Annotated in this window: 16 protein-coding genes; 7 read left to right on the top strand and 9 right to left on the bottom strand. The window is 72.8% G+C overall.

The window, feature by feature from the left end:
• Nucleotides 1–74 precede the first annotated feature (74 nt).
• Nucleotides 75–551, top strand: coding sequence for a hypothetical protein (locus tag E9228_RS15640; protein ID WP_166781467.1), 477 nt, complete (start codon nucleotides 75–77; stop codon nucleotides 549–551).
• A gap of 110 nt (nucleotides 552–661) precedes the next feature.
• The gene (locus tag E9228_RS15645) at nucleotides 662–1,417 is read left to right on the top strand and encodes an HAD family hydrolase (protein WP_166781468.1); all 756 of its coding nucleotides are present in this window, start codon (nucleotides 662–664) and stop codon (nucleotides 1,415–1,417) included.
• A 28-nt stretch (nucleotides 1,418–1,445) separates the two neighbouring features.
• Here E9228_RS15645 and E9228_RS15650 read toward each other — a convergent pair whose 3' ends face one another.
• On the bottom strand, nucleotides 1,446–2,471 hold the full coding sequence (locus E9228_RS15650; protein WP_166781469.1) for a substrate-binding domain-containing protein: 1,026 nt from the start codon (nucleotides 2,469–2,471) through the stop codon (nucleotides 1,446–1,448).
• Between the two features lie 86 nt (nucleotides 2,472–2,557).
• Here E9228_RS15650 and E9228_RS15655 point away from each other — a divergent pair, with 86 nt between their 5' ends.
• Nucleotides 2,558–4,423, top strand: coding sequence for a glycoside hydrolase family 2 protein (locus E9228_RS15655; protein ID WP_166781470.1), 1,866 nt, complete (start codon nucleotides 2,558–2,560; stop codon nucleotides 4,421–4,423).
• 46 nt (nucleotides 4,424–4,469) lie between these two features.
• Here E9228_RS15655 and E9228_RS15660 read toward each other — a convergent pair whose 3' ends face one another.
• From E9228_RS15660 to mvk, 6 genes are all read right to left on the bottom strand, one after another.
• Complete coding sequence (locus E9228_RS15660; protein ID WP_166781471.1) at nucleotides 4,470–4,676, bottom strand: hypothetical protein; 207 nt, start codon at nucleotides 4,674–4,676, stop codon at nucleotides 4,470–4,472.
• A gap of 229 nt (nucleotides 4,677–4,905) precedes the next feature.
• On the bottom strand, nucleotides 4,906–6,078 hold the full coding sequence (locus E9228_RS15665) for a hydroxymethylglutaryl-CoA synthase (RefSeq protein WP_166781472.1): 1,173 nt from the start codon (nucleotides 6,076–6,078) through the stop codon (nucleotides 4,906–4,908).
• Nucleotides 6,075–7,139, bottom strand: coding sequence for a hydroxymethylglutaryl-CoA reductase (locus E9228_RS15670; protein WP_166781473.1), 1,065 nt, complete (start codon nucleotides 7,137–7,139; stop codon nucleotides 6,075–6,077). Before E9228_RS15670 ends, E9228_RS15665 begins: the two co-directional genes overlap by 4 nt.
• Nucleotides 7,136–8,215, bottom strand: coding sequence for a phosphomevalonate kinase (locus E9228_RS15675; protein WP_166781474.1), 1,080 nt, complete (start codon nucleotides 8,213–8,215; stop codon nucleotides 7,136–7,138). The genes E9228_RS15670 and E9228_RS15675 overlap by 4 nt, the downstream gene beginning before the upstream one ends.
• Nucleotides 8,212–9,207: a diphosphomevalonate decarboxylase gene (gene mvaD / locus E9228_RS15680; RefSeq protein WP_166781475.1), complete on the bottom strand. Its 996-nt coding sequence runs from the start codon at nucleotides 9,205–9,207 to the stop codon at nucleotides 8,212–8,214. The genes E9228_RS15675 and mvaD overlap by 4 nt, the downstream gene beginning before the upstream one ends.
• A complete protein-coding gene (mvk, locus tag E9228_RS15685; RefSeq protein WP_166781476.1) occupies nucleotides 9,207–10,211 on the bottom strand; it encodes a mevalonate kinase in 1,005 nt (334 codons plus the stop codon). Before mvk ends, mvaD begins: the two co-directional genes overlap by 1 nt.
• 141 nt (nucleotides 10,212–10,352) lie before the next feature.
• Here mvk and E9228_RS15690 point away from each other — a divergent pair, with 141 nt between their 5' ends.
• The 3 genes from E9228_RS15690 to E9228_RS15700 all read left to right on the top strand — a co-directional run bounded on the left by E9228_RS15690 (nucleotide 10,353) and on the right by E9228_RS15700 (nucleotide 12,319).
• Nucleotides 10,353–10,802, top strand: coding sequence for a MarR family winged helix-turn-helix transcriptional regulator (locus tag E9228_RS15690; RefSeq protein ID WP_208386360.1), 450 nt, complete (start codon nucleotides 10,353–10,355; stop codon nucleotides 10,800–10,802).
• Nucleotides 10,803–10,900: 98 nt separating this feature from the next.
• Nucleotides 10,901–11,323: an organic hydroperoxide resistance protein gene (locus E9228_RS15695; RefSeq protein ID WP_111074480.1), complete on the top strand. Its 423-nt coding sequence runs from the start codon at nucleotides 10,901–10,903 to the stop codon at nucleotides 11,321–11,323.
• Between the two features lie 21 nt (nucleotides 11,324–11,344).
• The gene (locus E9228_RS15700) at nucleotides 11,345–12,319 is read left to right on the top strand and encodes a zinc-binding dehydrogenase (protein WP_166781593.1); all 975 of its coding nucleotides are present in this window, start codon (nucleotides 11,345–11,347) and stop codon (nucleotides 12,317–12,319) included.
• 88 nt (nucleotides 12,320–12,407) lie between these two features.
• On the opposite strand, the gene E9228_RS15705 is transcribed toward E9228_RS15700, so the two are convergent.
• On the bottom strand, nucleotides 12,408–13,868 hold the full coding sequence (locus E9228_RS15705) for a sugar porter family MFS transporter (RefSeq protein ID WP_166781477.1): 1,461 nt from the start codon (nucleotides 13,866–13,868) through the stop codon (nucleotides 12,408–12,410).
• 254 nt (nucleotides 13,869–14,122) lie between these two features.
• On the opposite strand from E9228_RS15705, the gene E9228_RS15710 reads away from it, so the two are divergent.
• The gene (locus E9228_RS15710) at nucleotides 14,123–15,061 is read left to right on the top strand and encodes a LysM domain-containing protein (protein ID WP_166781478.1); all 939 of its coding nucleotides are present in this window, start codon (nucleotides 14,123–14,125) and stop codon (nucleotides 15,059–15,061) included.
• 81 nt (nucleotides 15,062–15,142) lie between these two features.
• Here E9228_RS15710 and E9228_RS15715 read toward each other — a convergent pair whose 3' ends face one another.
• Entirely contained in the window at nucleotides 15,143–15,676 is a 534-nt protein-coding gene (locus E9228_RS15715) for a hypothetical protein (RefSeq protein ID WP_166781479.1), read from the bottom strand.
• Nucleotides 15,677–15,754 lie beyond the last annotated feature (78 nt).

Raw genomic sequence — 15,754 nt, forward strand, 5'->3', positions numbered from 1 at the left:
CGGACCGAGGGGGAACGATGCGGGGACGCACGACGACAGGCACGACGGCACGGACGGGGGCCACCGTCGCCGCGGTGACGGTGGTGGCAGTGCTCACGCTGACCGGCTGCACGGCGCACGACGACGCTCCGGCAACGCCACACCGGACGAGCACGGCGGTCACGAAGCACACGGACGTCTCCGACTCCATCGCCGTCCTGCACCGCACGTTCGCGGCGTCCGACGCCCTGCCGGACGACTCGACCGCGGGTGACGACACCGTCGTGCTGAACAGCCAGCGGCGCGTCGGCACGGTCGACGGGACGACGTACTGGGTGGCGGTCGGCCAGGAGGGCGGGGCGTGTCTGATCGCTTCCGACGGCCCGGACAGCGCCGAGAACTGGACCGTGTGCGGCGGGAACGCGGCCGACGGCTCCTTCGTCGGCCGGGGCTCCGTCGTGATCAGCATGCTCGACGAACACGGACACCAGACGTCCCTCGTCAGCGACGGCTTCACCGACACCGGCAGTGACGCGCTGCACCAGATCGCGCCGAACGTCTGGGCCTCCTGACCGGTCCGCAACACGCAACGTCGGCGGCGTCCCGCAGCGGTACTCCGTTGCGTGACGCCGCCGACGTTGCGTTTCGCGAGGGGGTCAGGGGGAGCGCCTAGCCTGGGCGGATGACGGTCGAGCAGGCGGGCACCCCGGTCCTCGCGTTCTTCGACGTGGACAACACCCTGATCCACGGCGCGAGTGCGTTCCACCTGGTGCGCGGGCTCCGCGCCGCCGGGCTGATCACCATGCGGGACATCGTCAGCGCCGGGTGGAAGCACGCGCGCTTCAAGGTCCGGGGCGAGAACGACCGGCACCTGGCGTCCGCACAGACCCGCGGGCTCGAGGTGATCACCGGCATCACCGTCGCCGACATGGCGAAGCTCTCCGACGACGTCTACCTCCGCCACACCGAGTCGACGGTCTGGCCGGAGACCGCCGCGCTCGCGCAGGAGCACCTGGCGAAGGGCCACCAGGTGTGGCTCGTCACCGCGACCCCGACGTTCCTGGCCGAGGTCATCGCACGCAGCCTCGGGCTGACCGGTGCGCTCGGCAGTGTCTTCGAGACCCGCGACGGTGCCTACACCGGGCGCCTCGAGGGTGCGTTCCTGCACGGCGAGCACAAGGCCGTCGCCGCGCGGAAGCTGCTGACCGAGACCGGCGCGGACCCCGCGGCCTGCTGGGCGTACTCCGACTCGCGCCACGACATCCCGCTGCTGTCGCTCGTGGGGCACCCGGTCGTGGTGAACGCGGACCAGGGCCTCGCCGCGCACGCACGGGCGTCCGGCTGGCCGTCGATGCGGTTGCAGCGGGCGAGCCTCCGGGAGGCACGTCGCCGGGTCCGACGCGACGCCGCGACCGCGGGCGGCACGCCCACCCCCTGAGCCTGCCGACCGGTCCGGTCGGCAGCGGTCAGTCGACCGACCCGTCCGGGTAGGGCGCGCTCTCCCCCACCAGGATCCGGTGCCCGACGACGACGGTCCGCCCGTCGCCCGGTCGTCCGGCGATCCGCTCCTGCAGGCGGTCGAGCGCGGCCTCGGCGAGCGCCACCGTGTCCGGCGCGACTGAGGTCAGGCTCGGCACCAGGCTGGCGGCCAGGCCGATCGCGTCCCACCCGACGACGGCGACGTCGCGGGGTGCTTCGAGTCCGCGCAGGCGCATCGCTCGGAGGGCCCCGACGGCGGCCAGGTCGTCGCGGCAGAGCAGCCCGTCGATCGAGAGCCCGGCGTCGAGCGCCTGTCCGAAGGCGTGCTCGGCCCCGCGGGCGTCGCCGACCTCGCGCGGCACGCAGAGGGACGCGTCGAACGGCAGTCCGGCGGCGGTCAGGCCGTCGCGGTACCCCTCGATTCGGAAGGCCGAGGTGCGGGACTGCTCGCCGACCTCGTGTCCGAGGAACCCGATGCGTCGCCGTCCGAGGGCCGCGAGGTGCGCGACGGCCTCTGCTGCGGCGAGCACGTTGTCGATCGCGACGAGGTCGGCGCCGGGTGGTCGGACGTCCTCGCCGAGGAACACGACGGCGGTGTCCCCGCGGGCGCCGTCGATCTCGGTCGGGGTGAGGACCTGCGGGTGGATGACGACCCCGTCGACGACCCCGGCTTCTCGGCCGCGGACCGCGGAGAGCTCACCCCGCGGTGCCCCGGCGGTCTCCTCGAGCAGGAGCTGGTAGCCGCGGTCGGCGCAGACGCGCGAGAAGACGTGCGCGAGTTCGGCGAAGTAGGGCCGCCGGAGGTCGGGGAACGCGAAGGCCAGCATGTTGGTGCGGCCGGTCGCCAGGCTGCGGCCGGAGACGTTGGGGCGGTAGCCGAGTGCGTCGATCGACTCCTGCACGCGGACCCGCATGGCGTCGCTGACGTGCCGGTAGCCGCGCACGACGTTGGACACGGTCTTCATCGAGACGCCGGCGTGCTCCGCGACGTCCTGCAACGTGACCTGGCCCACGCGCTCACCGTACCGCTGCGCCGGAACGTGCGTGGACACCGTCGCTGCCGTTGACGCTCGTTTTACAGCGCTGTAAATTGCCGTTCATGAGCACCGTCGCCATCCCGGCCTCCGCCGTCGCCCCGGACGTCCCCCTCGCGAGCCGACAGGACGGCCGGTACCCGCGACCGCAGATGCTGCGATCGCGCTGGAGCGACCTCAGCGGCACATGGTCGTTCCGGCACGACGACGCGGACACCGGAGCGGAATCGGGATGGACCACGGGCCTCCCGGACCCCCGCGAGATCACGGTGCCGTTCCCACCGGAGTCGACCGCCTCCGGCATCGGCGACCCCGGCTTCCATCCCGTCGTCTGGTACGCCCGGACCATCGGAGCGGCGGAGCTGGAGCAGGCCGGGCACGGGTCGGACCGGCCGCGCCTGCTGCTGCACTTCGGCGCCGTCGACCATCGTGCACAGGTCTGGATCGACGGCCGGTTCGTCGGCGAGCACGAGGGCGGCCACACGCCGTTCTCGTTCGACGTCACCGCCCTGCTGCGCGACGCGGCCGACCGCCCCGCCGGACACGTCCTCGTCGTCCGCGCCGAGGACGACCCCCTCGACGTCACCCAGCCGCGCGGAAAGCAGGACTGGCACGAGGAGGCGCACGCGATCTGGTACCGCCGGACCACCGGGATCTGGCAGCCGGTCTGGCTGGAGGCGGTGCCCACCACCGCGATCAGCACGCTCCGGTGGACCCCCGCCGGACCCACCGCCGTCGACCTGACCGTCCGGTTCCGCGGACGCGTCCCCGCCGGTGCCCGCCTGCGCGTCGCCCTGCGGTTCGACGAGCGCGACGAGGACCTCGGGACGACCGACTTCGACGCCACCGCGAGCCGCCCCACCCTCGACGTCACCGTGCCCCTCGCCCGGCAGCGCAACGGCCAGGCCGAGGACGAGCTCACCTGGTCCCCGGAACACCCACGCCTGGTCGACGCCGTGCTCACCCTGGTCGACGACGCCGGCCGGGTGCTCGACGTCGTGTCGAGCTACCTCGGCATGCGCAGCGTCGGCGTCGGTGGCGGCCACTTCCTGCTCAACCGGCAGCCCTACCCGGTCCGCAGCGTCCTCGACCAGGCGTTCTGGCCGGAGTCGCACCTGGCCGCCCCGCACCCGCTCGCCCACCGGCAGGAGGTCGAACTCATCAAGGCCCTCGGGTTCAACGCCGCCCGGATACACCAGAAGATCGAGGACCCGCGCTTCCTGCACTGGGCGGACCGTCTCGGGCTCCTGGTGTGGGGCGAAGCACCGGCTGCGTACGAGTTCTCCCCCACCGCCGTCCGGCTCCTGACCGCCGAGTGGACGGCCGCGGTCGAACGGGACGCCTCACACCCGTCGATCGTCACGTGGGTGCCGTTCAACGAGTCGTGGGGCATCCAGCACGTCGTCTCCGACCCGGCGCAGCAGGCCTACGCCCGGGCGCTCGTCGACCTCACCCGCGCCCTCGACCCGTCGCGGCCCGTGATCGGCAACGACGGCTGGGAACAGCAGGACACCGACATCGTGACCATCCACGACTACGAGGGCGACGGCCACGTCCTCGCCCGCACCTACGCGGACGCCGCCGCCCGCACCCGGGCGCTCGACGGCGTCGCCCCGTCCGGACACCCGCAGTTCGTCGGCGGGGCGGTCGACCGTGGGCAGCCCGTGATGCTCACCGAGTTCGGCGGCGTCCGACACCAGTCGGGCGGCCGGCGCGAGGAGGGCTGGGGCTACACGACCGCGGTCGACGGCGACGACTGGGTCCGCCGCATCGCCGCACTGCACGACGCCGTCCGGGCCAGTGACTTCCTGGCAGGGTCCTGCTGGACGCAGCTCACCGACACCATGCAGGAGACGAACGGCCTGCTCAACGCGGACCGGTCGCCGAAGGTCCCGATCGAGCAGATCCGGCGCGCGGTCACCGGGGAGTGAGGCGGGGCTGGAGCGCAGGACGGGAGGCGCGCCCCACCCCGTCAGGTCAGCCCAGGCCGGTGACCGTCAACTCCGCGACCCGCTCCCGCCCTCGCGCTCCCGCACTGGCGAACGGCACCCCCCGGACGACCTGCGTGTGGACCACGTCCACGGCGTTGCACGCCGGGTCGCGGAAGGGCGGCAGCCACTGCTGCTCGCGGTGGTTGCGCGTCGTCGCCGGCGCCAGGCCGGGGTGGGTCTCGTGCCGGGTCATGCTGCCGCTCCGGCCTGCGGTGTCCGTCGTGCGTCCATGACGCCTCCCTGGTCCTCGCAGCGCCACTCCCTGGTGCGGTGCTGCTCGTCCATCGACGCTACGTCCGGATCCGTCCCCCGACCAGGGGGCGCGGCCCATCCGCGGATCGCGTACACGGCCGCCGCGCGATGGACCGCCGGACGGTCAGCTGCCCCGGGAGCCAGCACGGGCCTCCCGGGACAGCGCGCGGTCAGGCGCCGGTGGCCTCGTAGTGGCGCGCACCGCCGGACACCCCGGCGAACCGGAACGGCGCCGTCGTGACGCGCGGACGCTCCACGTCCTCGCTCGTGGCCGCGCCAGCGGCGTGCAGTTCGCGGTACGCCTCGACCGACAGCGGCACCCGCGCGGCGAGCATCTCGTGCACCCGGCCGGTGCGGCGGTGCTGCTGGTGGTCGGGGCGGACGATGCCGGTCATCAGCTCGCCGACGCTGCCCGAGCCGTAGCTGAACATGCCGATGCGGGCACCGGCCAGGTCGTCGTCCAGGTCGAGGAGGGCGCCGAGGGCGATCCAGAGCGACGCCGTGTACGTGTTGCCGGTCTGCCGGTTGTAGGTGAAGCCGACCGCGAGCTCGGTCTCCTCGAACGGGACGTCGACGTGCTGCGCGAGCTTCCGGTGCGCCTTGATCGCCATCTTCGTGAACGGCTGGTGGTGGACGAAGCGGTCGATCGCCTCGATGCCGGGGCCGCCGCGATCGGCCAGGTCGTCCCAGGCGCCGATGAACGCGTCCACGTACGCCGTGACCGACAGACGGCCGTCCACGAGCGCGGTGGAGCGGTCGTTCGGCCGCCAGAAGTCGTCGACGTCCGCGGTGAACAGGCCGGACTGCGGCTCGAGTTCGATGAGGTCCGGGTCGGCGGCGATCAGCATCGCGACCGCACCGGCACCCTGCGTCGGTTCGGCGGCGGTCTCGACGTCGTAGCGGGCGACGTCGGCGGCGATGACGAGCACACGTTCGCTCGGGTCGCGGGCGATGATGCCGAGCGCCATCTGCACCGCGGCGGTCCCGCCGTAGCAGGCCTGCTTCAGCTCGACGACGCGGACGTTCCGGGGCAGGCCGAGCAGCCCGTGCACGTACACGCCGGCGGCCTTCGACTGGTCGACCCCGGACTCGGTGGCGAACAGCACCGTGCGGATGCCCTCCACGCCGTGGCGGTCGAGGACCTCCTTCGCGGCGGTCGCGCCCATCGTGACGATGTCCTCGTCCGGAGCGGGCACGCTGAACGCGTCCTGGCCGATGCCGACGTGGTACTTCGCCGGGTCGACGCCGTTGGCGGCGGCGAGGTCGTCGAGGTCGAGCACGTGGTGCCCCGTCGCGATGGCGAGGTCGTGGATGCCCAGTGCGAGTGGGTGCTGGGCGGTCATGCCGAGGCTCCTTCGGGTCGGTGGCCGCGGCGTTCCATCGCGACGTGGGCTGCCATCAGCTCACCCGGGTTCGTCTGGGCGGCGAGCAGCGAGAGTTCCCCGCACAGCACGGTGGCGGCGCAGAGCGCGGCCAGGCGGCGGGCGTTGGCACCGGGCTCGCGGTCCTCCCGGCAGCCGAGGCGCACGAGTGCGTCCTCGACCACGGGCAGGTCGTTCCCCTTGCCGTTGCCGACGGTGCCGACGATGAGGTGCGGCAGCGAGCACGAGAAGTACAGGTCGTCGCCGCGGGCCTGGGCGAGCGTGATGCCCTGCGAGCCCTCGACGATGTTCGCGGCGTCCTGCCCGGTGGCCAGGTAGAAGCCGAGCAGCATGTTGGCGTAGTGCGCGTTCGCGGAGCGCAGGGCCCCGGCGATCGTCGACCCGACCAGGTTCTTCGCGGTGTTGAGCTCGACGATCCGCTCGGTCGAGGAACGCAGGCGCTTCTCGACGATCTCGCCCGGGATCACGATCTCGGCGATGGTGTTCCGCCCGCGGCCGCGGATGCCGTTCACGGCGGTGGCCTTCTTGTCGGAGCAGAAGTTTCCGGAGATCGACACGTAGCGGAGCTCGGGCTCCCACGCCAGGATCGCCGGCAGCAGCGTGTCCGCCGCCTGGGTCACCATGTTGTGGCCGGAGGCGTCCCCCGTGGTGAACGCGAAGCGCAGGAACAGCAGGTCCCCGACGATCTCCGGGTGCACCTCGATGAGCTTCGCGAACCGGCTCTGCCCGACGACGATGGTCTCGAGTTCGCTCTGTCGGGCCAGGATCCGTCCGGCGGAGATGTGGGCGGCGGCCGCGCTGGCGGCACGGACGACGACGGAGCGGGTCATCCGCTCGTCGACGACGGTCGAGACGATGCCGCCCTCGATCATCCGTGAGATCCGTGCGCCACGGCCGACGGAGGGCCAGAGCGGCGACTCGTACGTGGCGAGGGGCACCTCGTGCTCGCCCTCGACGGCGTTGCCGCTGACGCGGATCGGTCCGACCCACTTCGTGGGGATCGGGGTCTGCAGGTCGCTCATCGCGTGGTCCCTTCCTCCGGTTGCACCGCGACGCTGAGGTGCCTGATGTCGTGCGCCTCCCAGGCGCGGAAGACGCCAGCGGCGTCGCTGTCCTCGGGGATGAGTGCGATGCCGCAGTCGCCGCCTCCGGCGCCGGAGGGCTTCGCGGCTCCGCCGGCCGCCTCGACGACGTCGCAGAGGGTCGCCAGACGCGGCGTCTCGATCTGCGAGCCGACCGAGGCGCCGAGGCCCTGGAGCAGCCCGCGGGCGCGACGCAGCGCGGCGAGCGTGCGGTCGGCGTCGCCGGTGCGGAGGCCCGCGGTCAGGTCGTCGACGCAGGCCCGGCTGGCGTCGAGGAACGCCGCGTAGTCGCCGTCGCGGTGCCGGCGGACGACGCCGACGAGCTTGGTGGTGGACGCCGGGGACCCGGTCCACCCGACCAGGAGGCGCAGGTCGGCCGGTGCGGGCAGGTGCTCCACGTCGAAGCCGGCCCAGGCGTCGTCGTCGTCGAGGATCGACGTCACCGAGCGCTCGTCGAGCAGCCCGGCCAGGACCTCTCGGTCGGGGGCGCTGTACCGGAGCCAGCCGCCGAAGGTACTGGCAGCCAGGTCGCCGCCGGACGCACGCGGAGCGACCCGGATCGTCGCGAGCAGCGCCACCATGAAGCGTCGGCGCTGTGAGAGCCCGAGGCCGTAGAAGCGGTCGAGGGCCCCGACGGTCGCCACGGTCACGGCGGCGGAGGACCCGAGGCCGAACTTCCGGCCGCTGGCGTCGTCGAGCTGGCTCTCGATGCGCAGGTCGTGGAAGCGGGGTGCGATGCCGAGTTCGGCCCGGAGCTTCTCGACGAGGTCGATGGTCGCCATCACGTAGTCGTAGGGGTGGTGCTCGCGGTCGAGCGCCAGGCCGTCCTCGGCACGGGTCCAGGTCAGCGGCAGGTTGCCGTACTCCTCGGAGTGCACGCTGCCGGCACCGTGGCCCTCGGTCACGCGGGCGGTGATCGCCCGGTCGAGGGCGATGAGCACCGACGGCTGTCCGGGCTCGACGACGGCGTACTCGCCTGCCACGAACAGCTTGCCGTGGGCGCGGAACTCGATCACCTGGTGCTCTCCTCTGCCTCGGGGTTCTCCCCCGAGCCTTCGGAGCGGAGCAGGTGCGCGGCTGGTCCGGTGCCGGACTCGATGACCGCGCCGTACCCGTCGAGCGCCGACGCCACACGGGCGCGGTCCTCCGGGCGGCAGAGCACGACGACGTTCGGGCCGGCGTCCGCCGTGGCGTACGCCTCGAGCCCGTCGGCGCGCATCGCGGCGACGGCGTCGAACACGGCGACGCTGCGGCTGTTCAGGTAGCGGATCGGGGGGAAGGCGCCCTCGATCGTGGCGTGCATGCGGAGCGCGTTGCTCTCGGTCAGCTCCCCGATGCGGGTGAAGTCGCCGGCGGCGCACGCGGCGAGCATGTCGTCCACGGTGACGGTCGTCGAGGTGACCCAGGCGGGGTAGAACGGCGACGTCGCGATGGTGCGGCGCATGGCCTCGCGCGAGCCGATCTCCTTCGGGCCGTCGTCGATGGTGACGACCACCATGGCCATCGGCGGCGCGGGCACCGTCTCGGCGAACGAGGCCTGGTCGTCGCCAGCGTGCCAGACCGACACGCCACCGGGGATCGACCGCGTGGCCGATCCGGAGCCGCGCCGGGCGAGTCGGGACAGGTCGCGCGCGGAGAGGTCCAGGCCGTAGGCATCGGCGGCGGCCACCGCGAGGGCGGCGAAGCCCGAGGCGCTCGAGGCGAGCCCGGCGCCGGTGGGCACGGTGTTGTCCGAGACGACCTCGGCGCGGGCGTCGGATCCGGCGAGCTCGCGCACCAGGTCCAGGAAGCGCTCGACCCGCACCAGTGCGCCGTCGTCCACCACGCGGCCGTTCAGCGTGAACGCGTCGTGCCCCTGCTGCCCGGTCAGGGTGACCGAGGTCGTGGTGGGGAAGACGTCGAGGCCCATCGAGACGCTGCCGGTGGCGGGCAGCGCGAGGTCGGCGTCCGCCTTGCCCCAGTACTTCACGAGCGCGATGTTGGGGTGCGCGACGGCGGTGGAGGTCATCAGGCGCGGGCTCCGATCGAGGTGGTCCAGGTGGCGGTCGCCCCGGCGGTGCGGAGGGCGGTCGCGATGCGTGCGGCGTGCTCGTCGTCGGCGGCGAGCGTCAGGACGCATCCGCCGCGGCCACCGCCGGTGAGCTTCGCGCCGAGGGCGTCCGCGCCGCGTGCGGCGCCGACGAGCCGGTCGAGGTCGCCGCTCGACACGTCGAGGGTGGTGAGCAGTTCGTGCGCGGCGTCCATGGTGGCACCGAGGCCCTGGGCATCGCCGTCCACGAGTGTCCCCCGGGCAGCCCGGGCGAGTCCGCCGATGCGCTCCACGACGGAGTCGACCATCGCCGGGGCGCGGTCGTGACGGTTGCGGACGGCGGCGACGGCTTCGCGGGTGTGGCCCGGGACGCCCGTGTCGGCCACGACGAAGACGAAGCGTCCGGTGACCTGCACGGGCTCGATGACACCGGCGGCGAACCAGACGGGTTCGGTGGCGACGACCCCGCGGGCGTCGAGTCCGGAGGGGCGGCCGTGGGCGACGCGCTCGCACTCCTGGATGAGCTCGTGGTGGGTGTCGGTGTCGAGTGCGACGCCGAACACGTCGGCGACGGCGGCGGTGACGGCTGCGGCGACGGCGGCGCTCGAACCCATCCCGCGCGCGGTGGGGACCTGGCTGTCGACCAGGACGTGCAGCGGCAGCGCTCCGGCGTCCGGGTGACCGGTCTGCGCCAGGTGGCGGAGCGTCGCGGTGACGGCGGTGACGGTGGGCAGCACGGCGGCGGGGGCGCTGCCGAGCGGCCCGGTGTGGACGGTGGACTCCAGCGTCGGTTCGGCGCCGGCCGACAGCGGGCTGGCGGTGGCGGTCACACGGACGTCGGTCACCGGCAGGACGAGGGCGGGTGCGCCGTAGACCACGGCGTGTTCGCCGATGAGGATCGTCTTGCCGTGGGACGCCGAGGAGCCGACTCGCGGGATCGCTGTGGTCGTCGTCGGTGCGGAGGCTGGGTGGTTGCTGGTCATCGTCGGTCCGGCCAGCCTAACCGGCTCCGGCGACACCCGCCCTGCTGTGCGCTGGCAGCACAGCGACGGGCACGGTCCCGGAGCCTGGGCATCCGGCGAACTGAGTTGTGCGCAACCCGGTCGCGTGCAACAGTGGGTGCCATGCCCGTGACCGACGAGATGGTGTGCTTCTCCCTCTACGCAGCGACCCGGGCGACGACCCAGGCGTACCGCACGCTGCTCGAGCCCTGGGGCCTCACCTACCCGCAGTACCTGGTCCTCGTGACCCTGTGGGTGGAGGGCGACCAGAGCGTCTCGAGCCTCGGGGAGCACCTGCAGCTCGACTCCGGCACGCTCTCCCCGCTCCTCAAGCGCATGGAGCAGGCCGACCTGGTCCGCCGCGAACGCCGCAGCACCGACGAGCGCGTCGTGACCGTGACGACCGGCGAGCGCGGCCTGGCCCTGCGCTCCGAACTCGCCCACGTCCCGGCACGCATCGCCGCGGGCACCGGCCTGGCCGACGAGCAGTCGGCCGTCGAACTCATCGCGACCCTGCAGCACCTCACCGAGGCGATGCACCGAGCGGCGGCCGCTCCCCTCGCTTCGGGCTGAGCGACACCGCTCGCCCGAGCGGCCCGAGTCCTGTCGCCCAGCGCGGAACCCGGTGCCGTGCGCACACCACACAGACCCCACGAAGGAAGGAACCCCACATGGACGTCCTCTACACCGCAGAAGCCCTGTCCACCGGCGAAGGCCGCAACGGCAAGGTCCAGACCAGCGACGGCACGTTCGAGCTGGACATGGCCATCCCCAAGGAGATGGGCGGCTCCGGCGCCGGCGCCAACCCCGAGCAGCTCTTCGCCGCCGGGTACGCCGCCTGCTTCCACTCCGCACTGCAGGGCGTCGCCCGCTCGCAGAAGGTCAAGGTCGCGGACTCCTCCGTCGGCGGTCGCGTCCAGATCGGCCCGAACGGCCAGGGCGGCTTCCAGCTCGCCGTCATGCTCGAGGTCGTCATCCCGGGCATGGACCACGACCAGGCCCAGGCCCTCGCGGACGCCGCCCACCAGGTGTGCCCGTACTCGAACGCGACGCGCGGCAACATCGACGTCACGATCACCGTCTCGGAGGACTGAACCATGGCAGACCAGAACACGATGCGCGCCGTCGTCCACCCGGAGTTCGGCGAGCCCGCCGACGTCCTGACCGTCGAGCAGCGCCCCGTCCCCACCCCGGGCGCCGGCCAGGTCCTCGTCCGGACCGTGCTCTCCCCGATCCACAACCACGACCTGTGGACGATCCGCGGCACCTACGGCTTCAAGCCGGAACTGCCCGCCCAGTCCGGCACCGAGGCGCTCGGCGTCGTCGAGGCCCTGGGCGAGGGCGTCACGGGCCTCACCGTCGGCCAGCGCGTCGCCGGTGGCACGTTCGGCGTCTGGGCCGAGTACTACGTCGCCGACGCGGCCGGGCTCATCCCCGTGCCGGACGCGATGCCCGACGAGTCCGCCGCACAGCTCGTCTCGATGCCGTTCAGCGCGATCAGCCTGCTGCACTCGCTCGACCTGCACGAGGGCGACTGGATCATCCAGAACGCCGCCAACGGGGCCGTCGGCCGCATGGTCGCCCAGCTCGGCGCCGCACGTGGCATCAACGTCATCGGTCTGGTGCGTCGCGCCGCCGGTGTCGAGGAACTGCGCGAGCAGGGCGTCGACCGCATCGTCGCCACCGACGCGGACGACTGGCAGGACCAGGTCGCCGCGATCACCGGTGGCGCCCGGATCGTCGCCGGCGTCGAGTCCGTCGGTGGCAAGGCCGCCGGCGACATCGCCTCGGTCCTGGGCGACGAGGCCACCCTCGTCGTGTTCGGCGCCATGGCGTCCCCCACGCTCGAGATCCCGTCCGGCAAGGTCATCTTCGGCCAGCTGACCGTCAAGGGCTTCTGGGGCAGCGTCGTCAGCCGCACCATGCCCGCCGAGACGAAGCAGCAGCTCTTCGGCGAGCTCATCACGCGCGTGCTCGACGGATCGCTCACGCTCCCCGTCTCCGACACGTTCGCGTTCGAGGACGCCCGTGACGCCGCTCGCGCGAGCGACACCGCGGGCCGCGTCGGCAAGGTGCTCCTGCGCCCGTAGGACGCACGCAGAGGACGACGGGAGGCCCGGTACCAGCTGGTACCGGGCCTCCCGTTCGTCGTGGGGTCGCGACGACGGCGTGACGGCGTCAGTGGGTCCGGCGGCCCGTCTTGTCGACGGTGAAGATGTTGCCGGTGGTGACGCCCTCTTCCACTTCCTCGAGGGTGCGGCCGCGGCTCTCCGGCACGAACTTCCAGATGAAGAGCAGTGCCAGCAGGCCGACGATGCCGAAGCCGAAGAACGTGCCGGTGATGCCGGTCGCGGCGACGATCGTCGGGAAGTACAGCCCCAGGAAGGCGTTGGCGATCCAGAGGCAGAACACCGAGATGCCCATGCCGAGCGCGCGGATCTGCGTCGGGAAGATCTCGGACAGGACGACCCAGACGGCGATGTTGAGGAAGGTCTGCATCGACCCGACGAACGCGACGACGAGGAACAGGATCACCCACGGGCGGGCCGGGTTGCCGTCGGGCAGGGCGACCGACGCGATGCCGATGAGGAAGTGGCAGAGGGTCGTCAGCGAGAACCCGATGATCAGCGTGGTCCGGCGGTTGATCCGCTCCATGTTCATGATCGCGATGACGCCACCGATCACGGCGATGACGCCGGGGGCGATGTTGGCGATCAGGGCAGCCGAGGCCTGGAACCCGGACTCGATGAGGACCGTCTGGCCGTAGTACATGATCGAGTTGATGCCGGTGAGCTGCTGCGCGACGCCGAGGCCGGCGCCGATGAGCACGATCCGGATCAGCCACTTGTTGCCGATCAGGGTGCGCCAGCCGCTCTCCTGCTGGACCTGCGCCTCGAACTCGTTGCTGCGCTTGATGTCCTCGATCTCGGCCTCGGCGCGCTCGTCCGAGCGGATCTGGCGGAGGACGTCGAGCGCCTCGGCGTTGCGGCCCTTCGAGGCGAGCCACCGGGGCGACTCCGGCACCCGGAGCATGCCGACGAAGAGCGCGATCGCGGGGAGTGCGCAGACGGCGAGCATGACGCGCCAGACGCCGTGGCCCTCACCCCAGAGGTTGCCGATCAGCGCGTTCACCAGGAAGGCGGCGAGCTGGCCGATCACGATCATGAGCTCGTTGCGGCCGGAGAGGGACCCGCGGATCTCGTACGGGGCCAGTTCGGCGAGGAACACCGGGACGACCGTCGAGGCTCCGCCGACCGCCAACCCGAGGAGCACGCGACCGACGACGATCACGCCGAAGGTCGGGGCGAACACGCACGCCAACGTGCCGACGAAGAACGTCACCGCCAGGACGAGGATCGTCTTGCGTCGCCCCCAGCCGTCGGCGATGCGGCCGCCGAGCATGGCACCGATCGCCGCACCGAAGAGCAGCGAGCTGGTGACGACGCCCTCGGTGAAGTTCGTCAGGCCGAGCTCCTGCTTCATGGGCAGCAGGGCGCCGTTGATCACGCCCGTGTCGTAGCCGAAGAGCAGGCCGCCGAAGGTGGCGACCAACGCCAGCAGTCCGAGTCGGCGGCGGTGGGGGCCGGTGCCGATCGGGGGCAGAGCGACAGTCGGTGCTGCCGGTTTGATGTCGACCATTCGGTGACTCCTTCGTCCGTGTTCCCGCGTCATCGCGTGCAGTGATCGTGACCCAGAAACTTTGTCCTGTCAATCGGACAAGATGTCGTACTCCGACTTGGACCGGTCCAAGAAAGCCCTGGTCACCGTCGGAGCGGTCTACGAGCCGTCCGGAGTCGTCTCGCGCGCGGAAGTGGACCGTCTCTGATCCTCCCACTCCGCCGCCGACGCCCGCGCCGCTAGGCTCTCCGGGTCGGCAGAGCACCAGGGGGAACATGCAGCAACGCGACGGAGCGCCGGGCAGCGGCCGACGACTCGTGGGTGCCGTCGTGCTCGCCGGGGTCCTGGTCGCCACGACTGCCGGCTGCGCGCTGCTCCGCGGGCCCGACGAGGTCCCCGCACCGCTCCACGGCACCGGCACCGCGGCCCCGCGGACGCCCGGGGCCGACCCGACTGCCAGCGCCGAGGCCCGTCGGATCGCGGAGTCCGCGTCACCCCGCACCCCGACGGCGGTCCCCACGGAGGCCGCCGCCGCCGACCCCGCCGTCTCGCCCATCCCGGTCGGCAGTGTCCTCAGCGAAGCGGACGTCGTCTCGCCGAAGGGCAGCGTCCGGTTCCACTACCGGGTCGTCGTCGGAGCGGACGGCACACCGTCCGCGCAGTGGTCGAGCTTCGCCTCCACCCTGCCGGTGCCCGTCGCGACCACGTTCCTCGAGACGCCGCCCGCGGTCGGCGACGGCCTCACCTGGCACGGCGTCGGCGACACCACGCTCGGTGGCGGTCCCGCCGCCGGTGCGGCACCCGCCTCGACCGCCCTCGACCCGGGCCGGGCGGACCCGTCCTGGCTCGGCGCGATCGTGGTCTACTCGGCCGCCGAGTCCGCCAGCCCGGACCTGCCCGTCGAGATCGGGCCCGGCAAGGTGCTGGCCGTGCAGCCCGTCCGGTGGTCGGTGCCGACCCGGACGACGAACGTGCACCCGGTCGACGGCGGCGCCCGGCCGAACGCCACCGGGAAGGCGAGCAGCGACGGGTCGGCCGACGGGGCCCCGACGGCCTACCGGATCGCGTCCGAGGACCTCATCGGTTCCGTCGCCAGCCGCTTCGGTCTGTCCGTGAAGGACCTGGTCTGGTTGAACCCCGACGTCACGGTCTACGGCGACCAGCAGTACCTGTACGAGGACACGGTCCTCAACCTGGACCCGTTCCGGCGGTAGGCGGGCGGCGGCGGGCGGCCCGACCCGGGCGGGCCGACGGTCGCGGCGATCCGCGTCACCGACCGGACGCGGCGATCCGCGTCAGCGACCGCTCGCGTCGTCCGGCAGGTCCAGCTCGACCGAGTCGTCGCGCTCGACCGGTCCGGCGTCGAGGACGTCGCCGATCGCCGACATGCCCGCACCGTGGTCGGTGTACCGGCGGACCGTCCGTCGTGCGGCGGCCCGCGCCGCACCGGTCAGCCGTTCGTTCCGCCGTGCGGCGTCGGCGACCCGACCCGCGTGCCCGGCTGTGGAGAGCAGCACGTTCGCGAACGCCCGGGCGTCGCCCTGCTCCGGGATGCCGGTGACCGTCCAGGCGCTCCGCACCTGCGCATCCGGGGTCACCCCGCGGCGGGTCCCCATACGGCGCCAGTCGGACAGCGCCCCCTCGGTGCGGTCGGCCGCCCGGCCGGACTCGGCGGCGCGTTCGGCGTCCGCGGACCGTCGGCGCTCCGGGGCGGGCGCGGCGGACGCCGCGGCGGCGCGGTCGCGCGCGGCGGTGTCGTCACCGCCGGCGGCGGCGATGCGTGCGGCGTGGGCCGCTGCTGCGGCCGCGAGGATCTCGGAACGGTCCATGCGACGACGGTACCCCCGACGACCGACCGTGCGGACCCCGTGGCGGACGGGAGGCACGGTGCGGCCTGGATCCGTGCC

This window comes from Curtobacterium salicis, assembly GCF_011759505.1.
GTDB classification, from domain to species: domain Bacteria; phylum Actinomycetota; class Actinomycetes; order Actinomycetales; family Microbacteriaceae; genus Curtobacterium; species Curtobacterium salicis.